Annotated in this window: 24 protein-coding genes and 1 pseudogene; 14 read left to right on the top strand and 11 right to left on the bottom strand. The window is 64.9% G+C overall.

The window, feature by feature from the left end; translation table 11 throughout:
• Positions 1-44: 44 nt before the first annotated feature.
• Positions 45-191 carry a hypothetical protein gene (locus Har1131_RS21580; protein WP_008307084.1) on the bottom strand — a complete coding sequence of 49 codons (147 nt, stop codon included), beginning with the start codon at positions 189-191 and terminating at the stop codon, positions 45-47.
• Between the two features lie 246 nt (positions 192-437).
• On the opposite strand from Har1131_RS21580, the gene Har1131_RS01885 reads away from it, so the two are divergent.
• Complete coding sequence (locus tag Har1131_RS01885) at positions 438-905, top strand: NUDIX domain-containing protein (protein WP_014039119.1); 468 nt, start codon at positions 438-440, stop codon at positions 903-905.
• A 111-nt stretch (positions 906-1016) separates the two neighbouring features.
• Here Har1131_RS01885 and Har1131_RS01880 read toward each other — a convergent pair whose 3' ends face one another.
• From Har1131_RS01880 to Har1131_RS01870, 3 genes are all read right to left on the bottom strand, one after another.
• Entirely contained in the window at positions 1017-2150 is a 1134-nt protein-coding gene (locus Har1131_RS01880) for a thiolase family protein (RefSeq protein WP_023843054.1), read from the bottom strand.
• A 109-nt stretch (positions 2151-2259) separates the two neighbouring features.
• Positions 2260-2730: a pyridoxamine 5'-phosphate oxidase family protein gene (locus Har1131_RS01875; protein ID WP_014039121.1), complete on the bottom strand. Its 471-nt coding sequence runs from the start codon at positions 2728-2730 to the stop codon at positions 2260-2262.
• Between the two features lie 87 nt (positions 2731-2817).
• Positions 2818-4419: an HVO_2922 family protein gene (locus Har1131_RS01870; protein ID WP_151147189.1), complete on the bottom strand. Its 1602-nt coding sequence runs from the start codon at positions 4417-4419 to the stop codon at positions 2818-2820.
• Positions 4420-4537: 118 nt separating this feature from the next.
• On the opposite strand from Har1131_RS01870, the gene Har1131_RS01865 reads away from it, so the two are divergent.
• The 5 genes from Har1131_RS01865 to Har1131_RS01845 all read left to right on the top strand — a co-directional run bounded on the left by Har1131_RS01865 (position 4538) and on the right by Har1131_RS01845 (position 8230).
• On the top strand, positions 4538-5887 hold the full coding sequence (locus tag Har1131_RS01865; RefSeq protein WP_008307079.1) for an ATP-binding protein: 1350 nt from the start codon (positions 4538-4540) through the stop codon (positions 5885-5887).
• 84 nt (positions 5888-5971) lie between these two features.
• Positions 5972-6247, top strand: coding sequence for a hypothetical protein (locus Har1131_RS01860; protein ID WP_050037340.1), 276 nt, complete (start codon positions 5972-5974; stop codon positions 6245-6247).
• A 44-nt stretch (positions 6248-6291) separates the two neighbouring features.
• On the top strand, positions 6292-7167 hold the full coding sequence (locus tag Har1131_RS01855) for an MBL fold metallo-hydrolase (RefSeq protein WP_050037341.1): 876 nt from the start codon (positions 6292-6294) through the stop codon (positions 7165-7167).
• A gap of 75 nt (positions 7168-7242) precedes the next feature.
• Positions 7243-7878: an IS6 family transposase gene (locus tag Har1131_RS01850; protein WP_151144778.1), complete on the top strand. Its 636-nt coding sequence runs from the start codon at positions 7243-7245 to the stop codon at positions 7876-7878.
• A 55-nt stretch (positions 7879-7933) separates the two neighbouring features.
• The gene (locus Har1131_RS01845; RefSeq protein WP_014039125.1) at positions 7934-8230 is read left to right on the top strand and encodes a hypothetical protein; all 297 of its coding nucleotides are present in this window, start codon (positions 7934-7936) and stop codon (positions 8228-8230) included.
• A 19-nt stretch (positions 8231-8249) separates the two neighbouring features.
• Here Har1131_RS01845 and Har1131_RS01840 read toward each other — a convergent pair whose 3' ends face one another.
• The 3 genes from Har1131_RS01840 to Har1131_RS01835 form a co-directional block, all read right to left on the bottom strand.
• Positions 8250-9200, bottom strand: a complete 951-nt coding sequence (locus Har1131_RS01840; RefSeq protein WP_050037342.1) for a DUF5787 family protein — start codon at positions 9198-9200, stop codon at positions 8250-8252.
• A 42-nt stretch (positions 9201-9242) separates the two neighbouring features.
• Positions 9243-9419, bottom strand: coding sequence for a hypothetical protein (locus Har1131_RS21575; protein ID WP_175055148.1), 177 nt, complete (start codon positions 9417-9419; stop codon positions 9243-9245).
• Between the two features lie 151 nt (positions 9420-9570).
• Positions 9571-10458: a helix-turn-helix domain-containing protein gene (locus Har1131_RS01835; RefSeq protein WP_050037343.1), complete on the bottom strand. Its 888-nt coding sequence runs from the start codon at positions 10456-10458 to the stop codon at positions 9571-9573.
• A 357-nt stretch (positions 10459-10815) separates the two neighbouring features.
• Between Har1131_RS01835 and Har1131_RS01830 the strand changes: the two genes are divergently transcribed.
• From Har1131_RS01830 to Har1131_RS01810, 5 genes and pseudogenes are all read left to right on the top strand, one after another.
• Entirely contained in the window at positions 10816-12045 is a 1230-nt protein-coding gene (locus tag Har1131_RS01830) for a translation initiation factor IF-2 subunit gamma (protein WP_023843057.1), read from the top strand.
• Positions 12045-12421, top strand: a pseudogene (locus tag Har1131_RS01825) (twitching motility protein PilT). Before Har1131_RS01830 ends, Har1131_RS01825 begins: the two are co-directional and overlap by 1 nt.
• Positions 12422-12424: 3 nt before the next feature.
• Positions 12425-13003, top strand: coding sequence for a DNA-directed RNA polymerase (locus Har1131_RS01820; RefSeq protein WP_004516007.1), 579 nt, complete (start codon positions 12425-12427; stop codon positions 13001-13003).
• Positions 13003-13200: a transcription elongation factor subunit Spt4 gene (spt4, locus tag Har1131_RS01815; RefSeq protein WP_004960449.1), complete on the top strand. Its 198-nt coding sequence runs from the start codon at positions 13003-13005 to the stop codon at positions 13198-13200. The genes Har1131_RS01820 and spt4 overlap by 1 nt, the downstream gene beginning before the upstream one ends.
• Before the next feature lies 1 nt (position 13201).
• Positions 13202-13741, top strand: a complete 540-nt coding sequence (locus tag Har1131_RS01810; RefSeq protein WP_014039131.1) for a GTP-dependent dephospho-CoA kinase family protein — start codon at positions 13202-13204, stop codon at positions 13739-13741.
• Positions 13742-13769: 28 nt separating this feature from the next.
• Here Har1131_RS01810 and Har1131_RS01805 read toward each other — a convergent pair whose 3' ends face one another.
• Both Har1131_RS01805 and Har1131_RS01800 read right to left on the bottom strand, forming a co-directional pair.
• Entirely contained in the window at positions 13770-13925 is a 156-nt protein-coding gene (locus Har1131_RS01805) for a rubrerythrin-like domain-containing protein (protein ID WP_151102751.1), read from the bottom strand.
• Between the two features lie 89 nt (positions 13926-14014).
• Entirely contained in the window at positions 14015-15046 is a 1032-nt protein-coding gene (locus tag Har1131_RS01800) for a TIGR01177 family methyltransferase (protein ID WP_151102752.1), read from the bottom strand.
• Between the two features lie 87 nt (positions 15047-15133).
• On the opposite strand from Har1131_RS01800, the gene Har1131_RS01795 reads away from it, so the two are divergent.
• Both Har1131_RS01795 and Har1131_RS01790 read left to right on the top strand, forming a co-directional pair.
• Positions 15134-15523: a hypothetical protein gene (locus Har1131_RS01795; protein ID WP_050037345.1), complete on the top strand. Its 390-nt coding sequence runs from the start codon at positions 15134-15136 to the stop codon at positions 15521-15523.
• A 110-nt stretch (positions 15524-15633) separates the two neighbouring features.
• Positions 15634-15888 carry a HalOD1 output domain-containing protein gene (locus Har1131_RS01790; protein WP_014039134.1) on the top strand — a complete coding sequence of 85 codons (255 nt, stop codon included), beginning with the start codon at positions 15634-15636 and terminating at the stop codon, positions 15886-15888.
• A gap of 29 nt (positions 15889-15917) precedes the next feature.
• Here Har1131_RS01790 and hisG read toward each other — a convergent pair whose 3' ends face one another.
• A complete protein-coding gene (gene hisG, locus Har1131_RS01785; protein ID WP_014039135.1) occupies positions 15918-16766 on the bottom strand; it encodes an ATP phosphoribosyltransferase in 849 nt (282 codons plus the stop codon).
• Positions 16767-16832: 66 nt separating this feature from the next.
• Positions 16833-17975: an MFS transporter gene (locus Har1131_RS01780; protein ID WP_050038260.1), complete on the bottom strand. Its 1143-nt coding sequence runs from the start codon at positions 17973-17975 to the stop codon at positions 16833-16835.
• Positions 17976-18189: 214 nt separating this feature from the next.
• Between Har1131_RS01780 and Har1131_RS01775 the strand changes: the two genes are divergently transcribed.
• On the top strand, positions 18190-19488 hold the full coding sequence (locus Har1131_RS01775; RefSeq protein WP_050037346.1) for an amidohydrolase: 1299 nt from the start codon (positions 18190-18192) through the stop codon (positions 19486-19488).
• Positions 19489-19626: the final 138 nt, after the last annotated feature.

Below are 19626 nucleotides of genomic sequence, written 5' to 3'. Positions count from 1 at the left end.
ACAACGGGTCAGGTGTGGTCGGTTCTACAGAACACGGCTTCCTGTCAGTCGCCCGCGACCGCTCCGTCCACGCTCTCTTCGTCCTCCGTGGCTTCTTCGGGGAGTAGATGCTCCGGGCGACGCAGGTAGCTCGGTTTCTGTGCGAACGCTTCGATTCGCTCCCACTCCTCAGGTGTGATGTGACCGTCCATACACAGTCCTCATGGTTGACACAACTTTAATCCTCGCAATCTAGATTAAAATTAATTCTCACTACCCGGAACTGCCACCATCACAGTGCGTATCCGCTACCGAGAATGACGGCGTCAGTGTACTGTGGTGCGCCGCTACCGGCGTACTGCGCCCGCTCACTCCTCTTCTCAGCCATCCGGTGTCCTAATATGATTTTAGGCAGATATGTGGGTAGTACTATATGTCTGCTGTCGCTACCGGATAGTATGCAACCACAGCGGGCGACGTACGTGAAGAAGGCCTGCGCCTACATCACCAGAAACGGATCGGAACTCCTGGTGTTCGACGGACCGGGCCACGACGGGCTACAGATACCGAAGGGAACCGTCGAACCGGGCGAAAAACCGCGGGTCGCCGTACAACGGGAAGCCGTCGAGGAGAGCGGTCTCGCCTCCTTCGAGCGCCTGCAACACATCGCCACCGACGTCTGGACGCGTCGTGAATCACCCCCGAAGCGGTACGTGCGGTCGTTCTACCACCTTCCCGTCCACGAGTCCCGTGATCACTGGGTGCACACTGTCACCGGCACGGGCGAGGAGCGCGGCGCGGAGTTCGAATTCTCGTGGGTCGATCTCCCGACCGACGCCACCTTCGCGCTCGACCTCGACGACTACATCCACTCACTGACGAGTCCCGCCGAGGCGGCGACAGCCGGCGACGTGGCTGCCGATTAGCGACTGTCTTCTCTCGACTCTCGCTCGCGCGAGCGCCTCGACGTTCGCAAATAACGCACTCGAAAACGACGTACTGCGGTAAAATCCCGAAACTGTGCCGATAGCACCCAGTCAGGGCAGTCGGAACTCGATTGCCGCACCCTGGCCGAAGCCGACACACTCCGTCGCCAGGCCGAGCTCCGCGTCGCGGCGGTTCATCTCGTGGACGAGCGTCACCGGAAGGCGCGCGCCGGAGGCCCCGAGCGGGTGGCCGATGGCGATTGCGCCGCCGTTGACGTTGTAGATGTCGTCGTCGAAGCCGAGTTCGCGCTGGCAGTACAGGCACTGGGAGGCGAAGGCCTCGTTGAGTTCCACCAGGTCGTAGTCGTCCGTCTCACGGTCGGTGCGCTCGGTGAGTTTCCGGACAGCGGGGACCGGGCCGATACCCATCACGGTCGGGTCGACGCCGGCGACTTCGTGGGAACCGATCTCCGCCAGGATGTCGAGCCCGCGGTCTTCTGCGAACTCGCGCGACGTGACCATCAGCCCCGCCGCGCCGTCGGAAACCTGCGAGGCGTTGCCGGGTGTGACTGACCCGTCCGACTTGAACACTGTCGGTAGCTGGGACAGCTTTTCGAGCGTGGTGTCCGGGCGGATACCCTCGTCTGCTTCGAGCTGGCCGTCCTCGGTATCGATTGGGACGATTTCGTCGTCGAAGCGACCGGACTCCGTCGCGTCGGCGGCGCGCTGGTGGCTCCGGAGCGCGTACTCGTCCTGTTCCTGTCGGGCGACCTCCATCTCGCTGGCGACCTTCTCGGCGGTCATTCCCATCTGAAGCTCGCCGATATTGTAGTGCTCGGCCAGTCGCGGATGGACGTTGTGGGTGTTCTCGTCCATCTGCACGCGGGACATCGACTCGACGCCGCCGGCGATGAGCACGTCGCGCTGGCCGGCCGCGATGGCGTCGGCGGCCCGCATCAGCGCTTCGGCGGAAGACGCACACCAGCGGTTGATGGTCGATGCGGGGACGCTCTCGCCGAGGTCCGACAACAGCGCGATGACGCGAGCCATGTTGTTGCCCTGTTCCCCGCGCTGCTGGGCACAGCCCCACAGCAGGTCGTCAACGTCCTCGGCCTCGACGCCGGTCGACGCGAGCAACTGGTTGATAAGCGGCACAGAGAGGTCTTCGCTCCGGACGCCGGCGAGTGCGCCGTCCTCCTTTCCCTGTGGCGTTCTGACTGCATCCACGATGACAGGTGTGGGCATGGACAACGGAACGTCTCGGCCTGTGTTAAAACCTGACAAACTCTACACAGTGGGGGAACCGTTGTCTCCGACCGGGCCAACCGCTCCCCGAAACAGTCGGACAGTGGGCTCACTCCTGTTCGAACGCCGGCGGCAGACCGGCGTGTCTGAGCCCCTCCTTCTCGTCGATGTGGAACCGATAGACTGCGATGTCGCCGTCCTCGATAGCGTCCTCGAGCAGTTCCGGCCGCCACGCCGTATCGAGCACGTCTGCGAGTTCGTCCCACTCGGACTCGGGGACGGCCTCGATGCCGCCCTGCAGCAGGACGCTCTCCCAGTGGAACATCGATTCGACCTTGTACACGAGCACGGCCGCGTCCGCTGCCGCCTCGGTCAACTGTTGTTTACGACTTGCCGACCCACCGATGAAGGTGAAATACAGCGACCGGTCACCGTCGTACCCGAACGACAGGGGAATCATGTACGGTCCGTTCCCGGTCGGCAGGCCCAGCACGCCGACCCGCTGGTTCGACAGAAACGCCGCGATGTTGCTGTCGTCCATGCGCGTGAGTCCGGCCGCTTCGAGGGTATCTATTGTCATATAGGTGTAACTTCAACTGAAACCTGTTTAATTAATTCGGCTATTCTTCGCTACGGAGAATTGCCCGCCCGGGCGTCTCGGTCGCCGCTACCCTTCCTGTGTTGCACCGGGGGCGTGGCGCTTGATTCGCTCGATGGCGGCGACGGCTTTGTTGCGCTCGGCGTACCCCTCGCCGGAGTCAGCGATGATTTCGCCGTTGCGGTGGCGGAGTCGCCAGCGCCACTCCTCGCCTCTGTCCTCGTACACCTCGAAGGCCGCGCTCCCGATCTCCAGCAGGTCGGCGTCGGCGGCGTAGGACTGGACCCGCTCGACGGCATCCATGGCTTTCGACCGATTTGCGTACCCCTCGCCGGAGTCGGCGACGAGTTCGCCGTTGGCCGCACGCAACCGCCAGCGCCACTCCTCGGCGTTGTCCTGATACACCTCGAAGCCGTCGTCGACCTCGGAGTCGGGCGCGAGTTCGCCGACGCGGCGGGCCGCCCGCCGGGCGTTCGACCGGGAACTGTACCCCTCGCCGCTGTCGGCGAGAATGTTGCCGTTGCGGTGGAGCAAGCGCCAGCGGAACTCCCCGGCGGCGTCGGCGTACACCTCGTACGCCACGGGGTCGATCTTGAGATAGGCCGCACCGGGGACGTACGCGCGGACGCTCTCCAGCGCCCGTCGAACGTTCGACTTCGAGGCGTACCCCTCGCCGCTGTCGGCAAGGATGTTGCCGTTGTCGTGGCGCAAGCGCCAGCGGAACTCCCCGGCCGAATCCTCGAACAGTTCGAACGTCGCGTCGCTTTCGGGGGCCGGCACGACCGGCACGTCCTCGGCGGTGTCGTCCTCGGTCGCGTCCTCGAAGAAGACGACGGCTCCGCCGGCGGCGTTGGACTGGACGCTGCGGAGCCCCTGCATCGCCTTCTGGCGCGACGAATAGCCCTGTGCGCTGTCGGCGATGATGTTCGAGTTCCGATGGCGGAGCCGCCAGCGGTACTTGCCCGCCGAGTCCTCGTACAGTTCGAACGTCGCCTTGCTGTCCATCGCAGCCGCGATGGTGGCGTGGGCCGCGGCGAGTTCCGCCTCGGTAGCTTCTGTGACCGTCGCCATCTCCTCGCGGGCGGCCTCGCTGGTCGCCAACTTCTCGGCCAACCTGTTGCGCTCGCGGGCCGCCTGCTCAGCGATTTGAGACTGCTCGCTGGCCGTCTGAGAGGCCTGCTCGGTCTCCTTGGACGCTCGCTCTGCTTCATCTGAGGACCGTTTGGCGGACTCCGTCGCTTCCTGTGCCGTCCGCACGGCCTCGTCGTATGCTTCCTTCCGCCCGGTCAGCAGCGGGGAGACAACCGCGCCGACCGCCATCAGGCCGAGGCCGACGATGTACAGCGTCACCGCCGGGTTCCCCTCGGGGCCGGTCCAGTTCGATGGATAGAACGTGGTGAACCACACCATCGCGACCAGTCCGATTACGGCACCGAGATAGGTGAGTATCAGCCCACGCCGTGTCAGCGGCAGTCTGATTGTCGGTCCCGCAAACAGCAGTATGAGCCCGATAGCTCCCAGCAGATAGCCGAACTGCCGGGGCGTGCTCCGCGATGCTGTCAGGTAAAACAGAAGGAGGCCGACGATACCGAGCACGATGCCGATGACGAACAGCCAGTAGCCGTAGGCCTCGTCGTCGGTCGTCGGCTCGCCGATGCGGTTCCGATACACGCTGATTAATGTGTTATCAGTTGCCACGTTGGGAGTACACAGAGGGGGTATATTACCTTGGTGTCGGACACCGGGGCTTCGAGTGACTTATACCGGTTGCGTGGTAACATCAGTGGGAATGAGCAATCCGGAACTGGATGTCGTTGAGTTTCTGCTGACGGCCACTATCTACAGCGAGCGGCGGGACCTCGAACCGGACGACCTGCCGGCCTCGTACCGGTCCGTCTTCTGGAGCGACGGCGAGATCGAACGGCCCCTGTCGGTCACCAACACGACCGCGAGCGAGGCCACCGGCGTCGAGCGGCCCTGGGCGGCCATCTCCGGCCTGATGTTTACCGACCGCGACGACTTCTCGGGGAGCATCTCCATGACGGACCGCGACCTCGCCGAGGAGTGGTTCCTCGAACGGGTCGATGCCGCGGCCCTCGAAGACAATCCGGTCCTGGCGAAAGCCTTCGAGGACCAGGTCGAGGGCGCTGACTACGAGCGGGCCCGCGAGCAGAACCGACCGTCGCGCGCCGACCGCGCGTTCATCGACGCCAAACTGGAGGAGGCGTTCGACACCGACGACGAGGACGACGAGGAGATGCTGGACCTCGTGGACGTTCGCGCCCCCGAAGAGGTGGAGATGACCCTGGCCGACCTGGTGTTGACCACCGACCAGGAAGACGAGATACAGAAAATCGTCAAAGCCATCGAGCACCGCGACTACCTCGCCCGCATCGGCCTGCGAGAGATCGGGAAACTGCTGTTCGTCGGTCCGCCGGGGACCGGCAAGACCAGCGTCGCCCGGGCGCTGGCCCACGACCTCGACCTCCCGTTCGTCGAAGTGAAGCTGTCGATGATTACCAGCCAGTACCTCGGCGAGACGGCCAAGAACGTCGAGAAGGTGTTCGAGGTCGCCAAGCGGCTCTCGCCGTGTATCCTCTTCATGGACGAGTTCGACTTCGTCGCCAAGACCCGGTCCTCCGACGAACACGCCGCCATCAAGCGCGCCGTCAACACCCTGCTCAAGAGCATCGACGAGATATCCTTGATTCAGGACGAGGTGCTGCTCATCGGCGCGACGAACCACCCGGACCAGCTCGACGCCGCCGCCTGGCGGCGCTTCGACGAGATCGTGAACTTCCCCAAGCCGGACCACGGGATGCGCGCGGATATCCTCCGTATCGTCACCCAGCAGATGGAGATCGACGACTTCGACCCCGAGACGCTGGCGGAGCTAACCGAGGGACTGACCGGGAGCGACCTCCGGCTCGTGCTCCGTGAGGCTGTCCTCAACGCCCTGACCGAGGAGCGGACCACGCTCACGCAGCAGGACCTTGAAGACGCCATCATCGACTTCGAGGAGCGGGACAACCTCAAGAACATGGACATGATGGACGGCGACGCCGACGCGCTGGTCGCCGGGAGCGGCGGCTTCTCCGGCGACGGCGGCAGCGACCACGACCACGATCACGACCACTGAGCGGCGGATCACCCGTTCGAGCGCCGGCTCTGGCCGTCGTTATGAGCGATTTACTTATCAGTACAGGAACCATTCCCTGTAGCCATGGCTGACGACGACGTGTTCACCGAGACAGACGACCCCGCGGAATCGTGGGTCGACGTTCGCATGACTGACCCCGATGAAGGCGAGTGGGATGTAGACGTAGTTATCGCCGAAAAGCAGGTCGAGTACGTCGACCTGCGCATCCGACCGGCATTGCTCGAAGGGTTCCTCGACTGCCTGTTCGACGATCTCTCCGACGAGCGCGCACAGTCCCTGCTGGCGGCGACGCTGGAGCGACAGGGGGTCGACCCGGCGGACCTGGCTGACACCCAGTAACGAAAGCGAGGGGCTTAGGCGGGTCGCCCTCCGAAGGGACGGTAATGGAGGTCACGCTGCTTGGGACCGGCGACACGACGGGGACGCCCACCGTCCAGTGCGACTGCGAGACGTGCGAACGGGCGCGCGACCCCGACGAGGAACTCCGGACTCGCGCTCGCGAGCGCGGCATCGACCCCACGGACGGCATCGAGCGGTCGCGCTTCTCCGTCGCCGTGGCGAACGACGAAACCGGCGAGTCGCTGCTGATCGATCTGAGCCCCGATTTCCGCCACCAGTTCCTCCGCGAGTCGGTCCCGCTGCCGGACGCGGCTATCGTCACCCACGTCCACTTCGACCATCTCGACGGTCTCGGGAACGCCTATCGCCTGTTCGACGAGCTGCCGGTCCACGCCGCCGACGAGACAGACCCGGTCACGGGCGAGAGTGTCGCAGAGGGCGTCCGGAGCCGCTATGACTACCTCGATACGGTGTCTGTCCACGCACAGACGCCGTTCGAGCCGTTCATCGTCGCCGGCTTCGAGGTGACGCTCGTCCCGGTCACGCACCCGCCGCTGCTGTGCTACGGCCTGCGAATCGAGGAACCACAGACCGGCGCGGTGCTGTCGATCTCCGGCGACACCTGCTACGACGTGCCCGACCGCTCGAAATCAGTGCTGACCGGGGCCGACCTCGCGCTCGTTGAGGGCATCGTTCACCCGGAGGCCTGCGAGTACCACCCCAAGGGCGGCACGCACCACGACGAGGATGGCGTCCCGCGGACGTTCGGCACGAAACACATGACCTTGCCCGGCGCGCGGGACTTCGCCGCCGACATCGAGGCCGACGACTACCGCATCGTCCACACTGCACATTACGTCCCCGCGGACAGGGCCTTCGCCGATGACATCGGTCTCGACGGCGAGCGGTTCACGCTCTAATGGCCGTTCGGCTCCGTGAAACGGTCGTGTTTAGTTAAGCATCAAAAGTGAGGCGGGAGAATTTCTTGGTGGTTCATGCCAGAAATCGCCCGCCTCAGCGGTAGTAGAGACTGGATTGATTTGGATTTTGTGGAGCGCAAGCGGACACCCGAGCGTGCGATGAAGCTCGGTATTCAGATGCATATGGCTGGACTATCACTTTCGAATACCATATCTATTCTTGATATTTTGGGTGTCAAACGCTCTCGAAAAGCTATCCACGATTGGGTACAGAAAGCCGATCTACAGCCAGTCAGCGGTAAATCACCGAATCAGGTTGCGGTCGACGAAACGGTGATTCGAATCAACAACCAGCAGTTCTGGCTGTACGCCGCTGCAAATCCACAGACAAACGAAATTCTCCATTTGCGGTTGTTTTCGACTACTACAACCGCTCTTACCGAGATATTTCTCAAAGAATTGCAGCAAAAACATGACGTCGAAACCGCCGTTTTTCTCGTCGATGGCGCGAAACATCTCCGAGCTGCACTGCAACGATTCGGGCTCCGATTTCAGACAGAACGCCACGGAAATCGGAATGCTGTCGAACGTGTCTTCCGAGAAGTAAAACGACGAACTTCTTCGTTTTCAAACTGTTTCAGTCACGTCGAACCGAAGACAGCTGAAAATTGGCTCCAGAGTTTCGCTCGCTGGCACAATGCTCCAAACTAAACACTACCCGTGAAACAGGGCGTAGCTTATAGGTACTGGCGGATAATGCCGCTATATGGACAGGCGCGGCATCGCGGAGGTCGGTGGGCTGTCGCTGGCCGGCGGTGTCCTCGCAACCGCCGCCCAGCAGGGCCTCGTGGGTGGTATCGACTGGGTGCTGGTGGTGGGACTGGTGGCCTGTATTGGTATCGCGGCCGCGGCAAACTATCAGGCCAGAACGAAACACGCGGCGCAGGTCGCAACTGAGGCCCCCGAAGTGACAGAAGACAACTACGAACAGCACGGCCGTCCGACAGCCGGCGACGGCGGCGTCCCGCCCGATAACGCGCCGTCAAGCGACGACACCCGGTAGCGGTGACAACTTCTCGTGGCTATCCGAACCGATCCAGTCCCGACTGGCGACGCCTGCGCCCGTCGGGGTCTGCCCGCCACGGCGTCCGCTCGGCCCGGAGTGAGTCGCCGTCGACGGCCGGCGGGTCGGCTGCCTCGTACCCACCACAGTCCGGGCCGCAGTCGTCGCTTTCGCGGACAGCGCGCCCTTTCCACTGACAGTACGGAATCCCGTCGCTGTCGGGCGAACAGCGCTCACACGTCGGGTAGTCGAAACTCCGCCACCCCTTGCCGTAGGCTCGCTCGGCCAGTTTTCGACGGGCACGGGCCTTTTCAGCGGAATCGACGATCCGCACGTCCGTCCGGACCGGCCCCTCCTCCAGCAGTTCGACGCCGGCATCGTCGGTCGGCAGTGGTGTCGCCTCCCGACGGACGTCTATGGTTCCGCTGTCGGGGTCGAACCGCCAGACGCCGACTTCCTCGGGAATCCGGTTGAGGTGCGCGCCGGTGACGTAAGAGGCCGTCGCCAGTACGACGCGGTCGGCGAGCGCGAGCGACACGTCGGTCCGCAACTGGGATTCCAGGTCGCCGGGCCGCCCGAGGTCCGGCTTGTTTTCGATGGCGACGATTCCGTCGAACCAGTCGGGGTACCGCGTCGTTTGTCGGACGTACGTCCGGCCGCCGCGGCGCTCGCGCTCGAAGAATCCACGCTCGGCCGCCAGTTCGACGGCCCGTTCGGCGCGGTCGGGGTGGCAGTCGAAGGCGTCTTTCCAGTACCGCGCCCGGCCCGGCCCGACGTTGCTTTCGATGGCCGCTGTCGGCAACCGTTCGGGAGTGATGGCCGCCCGCTCATCGAACTCGGGCCCCGGCTTGACGACGACAGTGTCGAGGACGCGCCGGCCGTGGACCGCGCCACCGAGTTGGCGGCTCACTAGACGGCCCTCGCGTTCGAGGTGGGCACACAGCGCCAGTTCGAAGTCGAACTCCCGCACGACCGGACGGAGGGCTGGGACGGGCAAAAGCCCCGCGCCCGGTTACCGCCTAGCGACGAAGAGACAGGCCAGCGCCGCCAGTCCGAGAAGTGGACTCAGTGAGAGTATCGCCAGAAGGCCGAGATACACAGTCAGCACTCCGAGGAGGGAACGAACGGTCAGCGGCGGATACGTCGGTCTATACAGTTCGGGGTCGGTGTACGGTGCAGGCTGGTACATTACAGTGAAACGATGGTCCAGAAACGCGATAAGCATAATCTGAATGATATTTCTGCAGGAGGCGCGTACCGGCGCTCTCCTGCAGACGATTTCAGTCAGCGGGAAAATAGCTCGCTGGGCACAGCCCCGACCGTATATCCGGCGAATCGGCTCAGTGCCCGCAGGCCTGCCGCTCGAACTCGACTGGCTGGAGGTCCCTGTCCAGATAGGCGGTCAGTTCCGCCTCGGCCAGCGGAATCCGGACCGCGAGCCGCCACGGGTCGGTGCCTTCGACGGTCGTGTACTGGTCGTCGACACACCAGGGGAGCGTCCAGTAGGGGCGACTCGACAGGTCGACGCCGTGGTCGTCGTAGAACGCCGCGACGCGGGAGTCGTCCAGTAGTGTCAGCCCGACGGGCGAACAGAGTTCGTGTCGACACTGTTCACAGACGAACTCGGCGCGGACCGACACGTCGAGACAGCAGTCGCCATCGCGAGATATCTCCGTCTCCATCCGCCCGGCGCAGTCGGGGCAGACGCCGTCAGCGGCCAGACAGTGGAGGTGGCGCACCCGCTCGGCGAAGGCCGTCGCGACTTCCGCCGGCGTCCGGTCGACCAGACCGCCCGGCGGGAACGGGTACTCGCCGTGGGCCTTCCCGCAGTCCTCGCAGTCGATGGCGAACTGCTCGTCGGCGTACTCGGCCAGCAGACCGCCGCCACACCGCGTACAGGCCCCGGTCACCGGGAACGGGTCGATGTCGGGTGTCCGCGTGAACGTTCCTGCCCGCACCGCGCGGATGACCTGCGCCCCGGCGTGCCGGAGGTCGTATCCGTCCGCTCCCTGGCTGACGAACTGGCCGGTGAGCTCCTGCAGGTGATAGTTGAACTGCCCGCTGTCGGCCAGTTCTACGGCATCGAACAGTTCCGAGAAGCGAACCGGCCGGTCCTCAGCGCGCCACAGCGCCTCTAGGATGTCCAGACGCGTCTCGCTCGCGATGACCGAGAACGCCGTCGCCGGGTCGATGTCGGCATCAGTTTCGGGGGACTCATCGACTCGCATCGTGCGTGAACTTGTCCCCGTGGGAACAAAAGCGTTCACAGAAACACAGTTACGTAACACTGCTGACGAGAGCGGGCTGTAGCCGCACTCACCTCAGCGGCGGACTCTCACTCACCAAACCGGAGCTATCGCAACGGCGATTGCCGGCGTGACATCCGACTCGTACAGCTTGTCGCTCGCACCAACCGACAGGGGTCGCGTCGCTATATCGAGGGCGATACCGAGCAATATGGTGACGTTGCCGCCGTCAGCAGAGACCAGACCGGCGATTGAACCGGGTTCGGCGGGGGTGCTCCGGGCGCAAACAGTAGGTTTATCAGTTGCACGCGGCGAAACTCCACCAAGATTACTCTCGAAATGACATCGAACAAACAACCGGAGGTGAACATCGGACTCGTCGGGCACGTCGACCACGGAAAGACGACGCTCGTACAGGCACTGTCCGGCGAATGGACCGACCAGCACTCCGAGGAGATGAAGCGCGGTATCTCTATCCGACTCGGCTACGCCGACGCGACGTTCCGTCGCTGCCCGGAGGCCGAGGAGCCGGAGGCCTTTACCGTCGACGAGCACTGCGACGACCACGACGTCGACACCGACCACCTCCGGACGGTGTCGTTCGTGGACGCGCCCGGGCACGAGACGCTGATGGCCACCATGCTGTCCGGCGCGGCCATCATGGACGGGGCCGTTCTCGTCATCTCGGCGACCGAGCCCGTCCCGCAGGCCCAGACCGAGGAGCACCTGAGCGCGCTCGATATCATCGGTATCGACAATATCGTCATCGCCCAGAACAAGGTTGACCTTGTCGACGAGGAGCGGGCGATGCAGAACTACGAGCAGATTCAGGAGTTCGTCGAGGGCACCGTCGCCGAAGGCGCACCGGTTGTCCCCATCAGCGCGGGCCAGGAGGCCAACATCGACCTGCTTATCGAGGCTGTCCAGTCTGAGATTCCGACGCCGGAACGGGACCCGGACGAGGACGCCCGCATGATGGTCGCACGCTCGTTCGACATCAACCGTCCCGGTACAACCTGGGACGACCTGATGGGCGGCGTGCTTGGCGGGTCGCTCGTTGGCGGCCAACTGGACGCCGACGACGAGATCGAACTCCGTCCCGGCCGCGAGGTCGAGGAAGGCGGCCAGACGGAGTGGCAGCCCGTGACGACGACGGTCCGCTCGCTCCAGTCCGGCGGCGACTTCGTGGACACGGTCACGCCGGGCGGCCTGCTCGGCGTCGGGACCGGTCTCGATCCCGCCATCACGAAGGGCGACGCCCTCGCCGGCCAGGTCGCCGGCCCGCCCGGCAGCCTCCCGCCGGTCCACGAGACGTTCACGATGGACGTGGACCTGCTGGAACGCATCGTCGGCGACGACGGCGGCGAAGTCGACGAGATTTCGACCGGCGAACCGCTGATGCTGACTATCGGTACCGCCACCACAGTCGGTTCGGTCACAAGCGCGCGCGACGAGGAATGTGAAGTCGCGCTCAAGCGCCCGGTCTGTGCGGCCTCGGGCTCGAAGATCGCCATCAACCGCCGTGTCGGCGCTCGGTGGCGGCTCATCGGTGTCGGCACGCTGCGGTGATGATTGTGCTGGACACGAACGCACTGATGATGCCGGTCGAATGCAACGTACGGCTGTTCGAGGAACTCGATAGGGTGCTGCCGGACGCGACGGACTACGTCGCGCCCGCTGCCGTCCGCGACGAACTGGCGAAACTGGCCGACGGGGCCGGTGCGGAAGCGACGGCCGCCTCGGTCGGGCAGGACCTGCTCGACCGGTGTACGGTTCGGGAGACGACGGCGGACTACGCGGACGACGCCGTCCTCGAACTGGCACAGGCAGACGATGCGACACACGCGGTCACGAACGACACCCCCTCAAACGACGCCTGCTGGACGCGGGCGTTCCAGTAATTAGTTTAAGGGGCCGGAACAAACTGGGTATCACTCAACCATAACACATGTATAAACGGGTACGCCTACGCGATACGGTCGAAGTCCCGCCACGCTTTCTGGCGGAGGTCAGTCCGGGGCTGGTCAAACGGCTCCTGCAAGAGAAGCTCGAAGGACGAATGGACGAAGACGTCGGCAGCGTCGTCTCCGTCATCGAGGTCCACGACATCGGCACCGGTGCCGTGCTGCCGAACAAGCCCGGCGTCTACTACGAGGCCGAGTTCGACGCCCTCACGTTCGACCCACAGATGCAGGAAGTGGTCGACGGCGAGGTCGTCGAGGTCGTCAACTTCGGGGCCTTCATCGGCATCGGGCCGGTCGACGGCCTGCTGCACGTCTCTCAGATCTCCGACGAGTATCTGGCCTACGACGAGGAGAACCAGCAACTCGCCTCACGGGAGTCCAACCGGACGCTCACCGTCGGCGACGCCGTCCGGGCGCGTATCGTCACCAAGAGCATCGACGAGCGCAACCCCCGCGACTCCAAAATCGGTCTGACGGCGAAACAGGTCGGCCTGGGCAAGCACGGCTGGCTTCAGGAGGAGCGCGAGCGCCGCGAAGGCACGGCGGAAGCCGGTGATAGCTGATGGCGGACCGACTCGTCTGTCGCGACTGTCACCGCGTCCAGAGCGCGGAGATCGAAAGCCAGTGTGAGGCCTGCGGCGGCACCGCACTGACCGAGGACTGGGCCGGCTACGTCGTCATCGCCCACCCGGAGCGCTCCGACATCGCTGAGGAGATGGAAGTGACCGAGCCGGGCAAGTACGCGCTGAAAGTCCGCTAACGTGTCCGACGTCGTTCTCGAACTCCCGAGTGACTTGCGGCACGAGCTGAAAGAGCCGCTCGGACGGATTTATACCGATACAGCGGCGCTGCTGGCCGACGCCGGTGACCCCATCATCGCCGTTGGCGATATGGTCACGTACCACCTCATCGAGGCCGGACGGGTGCCCGACCTCGCGCTGGTCGACGAACGGACCAAGCGCTCGGCCGTCGACGCGGACGTGTCGGCGGCTATCGACGGGTTTGACCGGAAGCGAGACGTGTCAAACCCGGCCGCGACGCTCACCGCCGAACTGCTTGCTGCGCTCAGGGACGGTATCGACAGCGGCGAGACGACACTTCTCGATGTCGACGGCGAGGAGGACCTCGCCACGCTCCCCGCAGTGCTCGCCGCACCTGCCGGTGCCAGCGTCGTGTACGGCCAGCCGGACGAAGGGATGGTGCTGGCAGACTGTGACGCCGAAGCCCGGGACCGGGTCCGGTCGCTGCTGGAGCGGATGGACGGTGACGCCGAGCGGGCGATTGCGCTCGTGTCGGAGTAACCGGCGAGAAAACGGGACGCGACTGGTCTTATTCCGGCCGTGGAACGCTGAGGTTCTGCATATCTGTTTCACAGCGGTCGCAGGTGACTGTCGAGCGCTCGCTACAGAGGCGCTTTCCGCAGTCCGGGCATTCGAATAACTGTTCGTCGTCGTCGCACGGGGCGGGGTCTGACCACGTCGGCATACTTGGTACTAATTAGCATTTGTCATGGCATAAACCTTGCTCATACCGCAATAAATAACAACGCATGTCCAGAGAAGGTGGACGTATGTTCACTCAAGAACGTGGACGTGTCTGACAAGTGAACGGTGGACTCGCCGCTGGAAGTAGTCGGTGACAGTCCAGCCTGCGCCGGTCCCTGCCTCGCGCCAGTCGCGGTCGGCGACCAGCACGCACCGTCCTGTGACGCGGTCGGCTTCGCCGAGTGCACCGGAAACGAGGGGGGCGAGTTCGCCCTCGATACGGGACTGGCGGCCGTAGGGGGCGTCGAAGACGACGGCGTCGACGGCGTCGTCGGCAACCGGTAGTTTGGACGCATCGGAGCGGAACACCCCCCAGTCGCCCGGGTCGGGATAGGCGTCCCTGTTGGGATGGCCGTTGCCGTCGAGCGCGTAGCTCAGGTTCTCGCGCGTCCCCGAGACCATCTTTTCCTGTGCGTCGCCGCCGACCACGTCGGCCCCGACAAGGCCCGCCTCCAGCAGGAGGCCGCCGGTGCCACACATCGGGTCCAGTATCGTTGCCTCCGGACCTGCTCCGGCGATGTTGACCAGCGCGCGGGCTTCGAGCGGGTCCATGCTGCCGGGCTGGAAGAACGGCCGGTCCGTCGGCTGACGCCCCCCGAAATCACGGACGCTCTCGGTGGCGAGCCAGCCCACCGCACAGCAGGCCTCGCCGGTCCCGCCCTCCTCGTCGCCAGCCGGGTCCGAGAGATAGGCGTAGAGGACGTGGTCGGGGTCGTCGAGGTCAACGGCAAAGCCGCGATCGGTCAGCACCCCGCCCAGCGTCCGCTCAGCCTGTTGTGTGTCGATGCCAGTGCTCGCTCGCACGTCAACCGCTCGCACGGCGACGCTCCCCTTGCGGTCGATGGTCGCAGCCGACAGCAGCGCGGCGGCGCTTTCGATGTCGGGGTCCGCGGTTCCGATCAGGTCACAGGCCCGGTGGGTGAACGCGAGGTGGCGAACGCGGTCGCTGATGCCCCGTGCCGTCGCTAGTCCGGGCGCGAGGGTGTCGACGGCGCTCGCGGCGCTTGCTGCCTCCCGCCGCGCGAACGCGTCGTCCTGCCCGCCGAGTTCGAGGACGTACACGCCCGAGCGGTGTGGCCGAGCGGCTATGAGCGTGCCGGTCGCGCCCGGGAACAAAACGCACAAGCGAGCGGCCGCCGAACCTCGAGTATGCTCCAGTCCGGGTTCTCTAGCCTGACCGGTGGCGGTATCCTCGCCGTCCTCGTTACCGTTCTCGTCACCTGGCTCTTCTACGCCGTCACGCTCCACCTGGCCGCGACGTTTTTCATTGGCGACGTGCCCAGCCAGCTCGCGGCCAAAGCCGCCACCGCACCGGCGGTCGTCTCGCTGATCCTCCAGCGCTGGGGGGTCGAGTCCGGAATCGTCTCAGCAGATCTGGGCGTGCTGGTCGTCCTCGTGCTCACAATGCTGGCCGACGGTATCGCGATTAGTACCACGTACCGGCTCTCGACCCGCTCGACAGCCCCGCTCGTGGCGCTGCACCTGGCCTTCGCAGCCGTCCTCGGGTTCGCGCTGAACAACATCTTCAGCTTCGTGTAACCCCCGTTGAGTCCTTGTTGGCGGGCTGTCCGATGTTTCACCCGGATAATAAACAACATGCAGAACGTGAAAACCAGAACTAATTAGATATTTTGAATTATAGGATTAGTATGATTAAACGCGAGGTTCGTTCCGCTGAATCGGTAAGCGAAGCGGTCGTCCTGGCTGTGAGTATCGCTGAGGATTGCCATCCACGAGCGCTCCCCTCACTGTACGGCGTTGTCAATCCCGAATCACTGAATGACTTGTTCAGACAGGACAGCAAACGTGAGACGCCCGAAACCGATTCTATCTCGTTTCGGTTCAGCGAGTCTCTCGTCACGGTCGACGCCGATGAGTGTATCAAAGTCGAGTACGCTCCGTGAGCGCGTGAGAAACAGCACGAGCAAAACGGCTATTCGACCAGCCGCTCTATCTCTGTCACCAGTATGTCACTTGCGCCCACGTCTTTGAGCGAGCTAATCGTCTCGAAGACGGCGCGCTCCTCGACGACGGCGTGAACGGCGAGCTGGTCGGAGCCGGCGATGTCCATCACCGTGGGGCCGCCCATGCCCGGAAGCACGTCTTCCACGTCGTCGAGGGCGTCCTCGGGGGCGTTCATCATCAGATAGCGTTTGTCTTCGGCGGCGAGGACGGAGCCGAGCGCGGTGTCGACCTGCTGGACCTTCTCGTCGTCAGCGGTGTCTTCGCGGGCGAACAGGCGGACAGAGCTTTCGAGGACTTCGTCGACGACGGCCAGCCGGTTCATCCGGAGCGTGGTCCCGGTCGAGGTGATGTCGACGATGCCGTCGGCGATGTCGACGTGGGGTGTCAGTTCCGTCGCGCCGGACACCTCGGTCACGTCCACGTCCACATCGACCCGGTCGAAGTACCGCCGGGTGATTTTGGGGAACTCCGTGGCGATGCGCCCCCCTTCGAAGTCGTACACGGTCTCGATGTCGCTGTCCTCCGGCGCGGCCAGAACGAGGCGACAGCGGCCGAAATCGAGGTCGCGGAGTTCGACGAGGTCGTCGGTGTCGGACTCCCGGACCTGGTCGAGGCCGGTGATACCCACGTCGGCAGCGCCGTCCGCGACGTACTCGGGGATGTCGGCGGCACGGGCGTACAGGACGGTCACGTCCGGGTCGACGGTGTCGGCGTGCAGTTGGCGGTCGGCCCCGTCGACCAGGTGGAGGCCGGCCCGTTCGAGCAGTTCCTCGCTTGGTTCGTGCAGGCGGCCCTTGTTGGGGACGGCGATTCGCATACGCCTACTGGCAGGCCGCGGGGCAACTGTCTTTCCCCTCAGACTGACCAGCTGCGGGCGGAGCCGTTACAGGCGGTCCCGGCGTGGGAGGACGATGAAGGTAGCCGCGGCCAGGAGCGTCAGACCGGCGAGACCGTAGAACGCGAGGGCAAACAGGTTCTGGTCGGCGAGCAGGCCGACAGCGGTCGAGCCCAGCGAACTAATCCCGAAAAAGCCGGTCCGGAGCAGGCCCCAGCCGGTGCCTTCGGCGGCGTCAGGCAGCGTGTCGACGATGTAGGCGTTTGCCAGTGGGCCGACGCTCATCCGAACCCCGATGAGGCCGGAGACGACGGCCAGCGGCACGACGCCGCGGACGGACGGAATGAGTACGAGCGGAACGGTACTGACGAGCGCGACAGCGGTCAGGACACTGGGCGTTCCGTATCGGTCGGCGAGCCGACCGGTGACTGTCTGTGAGAGTGCGCCACCGACGAACAGCACTGAGAGGAGCGCCCCAGCGGTTCCCTGTGAGAGGCCCCGGACCGTGACCAGATACGTGGTGAGGAATGCTGTCACGGCCTGAAAGGCGAACAACATCAGTGTCTTGCCCGAAACCGACAGCACGAGCCGGCGGTCCCGAAAGCCGACGAGGACCGTTCGGAGGTCCCGACGGAGGCTCCGTTCGGACTCGCTGGTCGGACGGTCCGACACCGAGAGCCAGAGCGCGCCGGCGACAAGCATGAACAGCGGGGCGGCGCTGGCAAGCGCCAGCCGCCAGCCGTACCGGGTCGTGACGAACGCGGCGACGGCGGGCAGTGCGGCCGCTCCGAGAGAGCCGGCGGCCATCACGACACCGAAGGCGGTCCCCTCGCGGGCGTCGAACGTCCGCGAGAGGGCGGTCCCGCGGGTGGGGCCGTACAGTCCCGTCCCGAGCCCGAACGCGCCCGTCGCGATGAGGAACAGCGAGAACACCGGCGCGAAAAAGTAGCCCAGCAGCCCGACGCCGGACAGCAACGCCGCGGCCACCAACAGCGTCCGCTCCCCGATCCGGTCGATCAGAACTCCGGCCGGAAACTGTACCGCCGCGTACGTGAGCCAGAGCACCGTGACCGCGAGCCCCGCCTGTGTGTTCGAGATGACGAACTCCTCGCGTATCGTCGGCAGAACCGCAGGCACGACGAAACGCATCCCGAGGACGAGGAACCAGCCGGCAGCGACGGCAAGCAGCATTCGGGCCGGGCTTCCGTGCCGCATCGCGCTGACCCGCTGTCGGATGCGCTCTGCCGTCGCCATGTTCTTGGCCTTCCGAACGCGCCGGAGGGGAAAGACCCCTACGGAACAGGCACCGTCTCGGCGGTCAGCCTGTTCCAGGGATATGGCAACACGCCACACAGCGGCGCTGTGGACCCTGCGAACTAAGACCCGCGGTTGCGAAGCCACCGCCATGAGTGAACTCCTCGTTACCGGCGGGCAGGTCCTCCGGCCGGACCTGACCGTCGAGCGTGCGGACGTACTGGTTTCACAGGACAGCGGCGAGATCGTGGCGGTCGACGAACCGGGCACACTGGACGGCGACGACGAACTCGACGCCAGCGACGGCCTGGTCATTCCCGGGCTGGTCAACGCCCACACCCACGTCGCCATGACGCTGCTGCGCGGCCTCGCGGACGACAAGCCCCTCGACGCCTGGCTGCAGGAGGACGTCTGGCCCGTCGAGGCGGAACTGACCGCCGAGGACATCCGCGCCGGGGCGGAACTCGGGCTGGTCGAGATGATCCGGTCGGGGACGACAGCACTATCGGACATGTACTTCGAGGTCGAGGAAATCGCGGACGCCGTCGACCAGGCCGGGATACGAGCAGTGCTGGGCTTTACTGCAGTCACCGTCGGTAAGGACGACGAGGCCGCACGGTCTGATCTGCAGGAGAGTCTCGACGTGGCTCGGAAACTCGACGGCGCGGCCGACGGCCGTATCCGGACGACGTTCCAGCCCCACTCCCTGACGACCGTCGGTGAGGAATACCTGCGCGAGTACGTCCCGAAGGCCCTCGACGATGACCGCTCGATTCACCTGCATGCCAACGAGACGCGCGACGAGGTGACACCCATCGTCGACGAGCACGACCAGCGCCCGCTCTCTTACGCTGACGACATCGGCCTGCTGGACGGCGACACCTACGTGGCCCACGGCGTCCACGTCGACGACAGCGAGATCGACCTGCTGGCCGAAACTGGTACCGGCGTCGCTCACTGTCCAGCCTCGAATATGAAACTCGCCAGCGGGATGGCTCCGGTACAGGACCTGCTGGACGCCGGCGTCACCGTCGGCATCGGAACCGACGGCGCGGCCTCAAACAACGACCTCGATATGTTCGACGAGATGCGCGACGCGGCGATGATAGGTAAACTCGCGGCCGACGACGCCAGCGCGGTCGACGCTGGCACTGTCGTCGAAATGGCGACGGAAAACGGCGCAAACCTGCTCGGCTTCGACAGCGGCCGTCTCGAAGCCGGCGCGAACGCGGACCTGGCCGTCATCGACCTCGACGCTCCCCACCTGACGCCGGCCCACGACCTCGTCTCGCACCTGGCCTACGCCGTCCACGGGAGCGACGTTCGCCACACGGTCTGTGACGGCGAAGTGCTCATGCGCGACCGCACGGTCGAGGTGTTCGACGAGCAGGCCGTCCGCGAACGAGCGAGCGACCACGCGTCCGCGCTGGTCGAACGAGCCGGTGACTGAGTGAGCGGAATAAACGCTGAGAACGGGTTTTAAACGGTATAACTATATTTCAGGCGGTGTTGTCGATGCTGCGAACGGCGTGAACGAGTTGAACGGGAGGGGGTGTTTATCGCGCTCTCGGCGAACGTATTGGCTACG

The organism is Haloarcula sp. CBA1131, assembly GCF_008728975.1.
In the GTDB taxonomy this organism is placed as follows: domain Archaea; phylum Halobacteriota; class Halobacteria; order Halobacteriales; family Haloarculaceae; genus Haloarcula; species Haloarcula hispanica.
This window is presented reverse-complemented; position numbering and strand designations above follow the sequence as displayed.

Bases quoted from the DNA above. Each gene is read 5' to 3' on its own strand.
- Har1131_RS21580 (WP_008307084.1), bottom strand. From the start codon at position 191: ATGGACGGTCACATCACACCTGAGGAGTGGGAGCGAATCGAAGCGTTC.
- Har1131_RS01885 (WP_014039119.1), top strand. From the start codon at position 438: ATGCAACCACAGCGGGCGACGTACGTGAAGAAGGCCTGCGCCTACATC.
- Har1131_RS01880 (WP_023843054.1), bottom strand. From the start codon at position 2,150: ATGCCCACACCTGTCATCGTGGATGCAGTCAGAACGCCACAGGGAAAG.
- Har1131_RS01875 (WP_014039121.1), bottom strand. From the start codon at position 2,730: ATGACAATAGATACCCTCGAAGCGGCCGGACTCACGCGCATGGACGAC.
- Har1131_RS01865 (WP_008307079.1), top strand. From the start codon at position 4,538: ATGAGCAATCCGGAACTGGATGTCGTTGAGTTTCTGCTGACGGCCACT.
- Har1131_RS01860 (WP_050037340.1), top strand. From the start codon at position 5,972: ATGGCTGACGACGACGTGTTCACCGAGACAGACGACCCCGCGGAATCG.
- Har1131_RS01855 (WP_050037341.1), top strand. From the start codon at position 6,292: ATGGAGGTCACGCTGCTTGGGACCGGCGACACGACGGGGACGCCCACC.
- Har1131_RS01850 (WP_151144778.1), top strand. From the start codon at position 7,243: ATGCCAGAAATCGCCCGCCTCAGCGGTAGTAGAGACTGGATTGATTTG.
- Har1131_RS01845 (WP_014039125.1), top strand. From the start codon at position 7,934: ATGGACAGGCGCGGCATCGCGGAGGTCGGTGGGCTGTCGCTGGCCGGC.
- Har1131_RS21575 (WP_175055148.1), bottom strand. From the start codon at position 9,419: ATGTACCAGCCTGCACCGTACACCGACCCCGAACTGTATAGACCGACG.
- Har1131_RS01835 (WP_050037343.1), bottom strand. From the start codon at position 10,458: ATGCGAGTCGATGAGTCCCCCGAAACTGATGCCGACATCGACCCGGCG.
- Har1131_RS01830 (WP_023843057.1), top strand. From the start codon at position 10,816: ATGACATCGAACAAACAACCGGAGGTGAACATCGGACTCGTCGGGCAC.
- Har1131_RS01820 (WP_004516007.1), top strand. From the start codon at position 12,425: ATGTATAAACGGGTACGCCTACGCGATACGGTCGAAGTCCCGCCACGC.
- spt4 (WP_004960449.1), top strand. From the start codon at position 13,003: ATGGCGGACCGACTCGTCTGTCGCGACTGTCACCGCGTCCAGAGCGCG.
- Har1131_RS01805 (WP_151102751.1), bottom strand. From the start codon at position 13,925: ATGCCGACGTGGTCAGACCCCGCCCCGTGCGACGACGACGAACAGTTA.
- Har1131_RS01795 (WP_050037345.1), top strand. From the start codon at position 15,134: ATGCTCCAGTCCGGGTTCTCTAGCCTGACCGGTGGCGGTATCCTCGCC.
- Har1131_RS01790 (WP_014039134.1), top strand. From the start codon at position 15,634: ATGATTAAACGCGAGGTTCGTTCCGCTGAATCGGTAAGCGAAGCGGTC.
- hisG (WP_014039135.1), bottom strand. From the start codon at position 16,766: ATGCGAATCGCCGTCCCCAACAAGGGCCGCCTGCACGAACCAAGCGAG.
- Har1131_RS01780 (WP_050038260.1), bottom strand. From the start codon at position 17,975: ATGCTGCTTGCCGTCGCTGCCGGCTGGTTCCTCGTCCTCGGGATGCGT.
- Har1131_RS01775 (WP_050037346.1), top strand. From the start codon at position 18,190: ATGAGTGAACTCCTCGTTACCGGCGGGCAGGTCCTCCGGCCGGACCTG.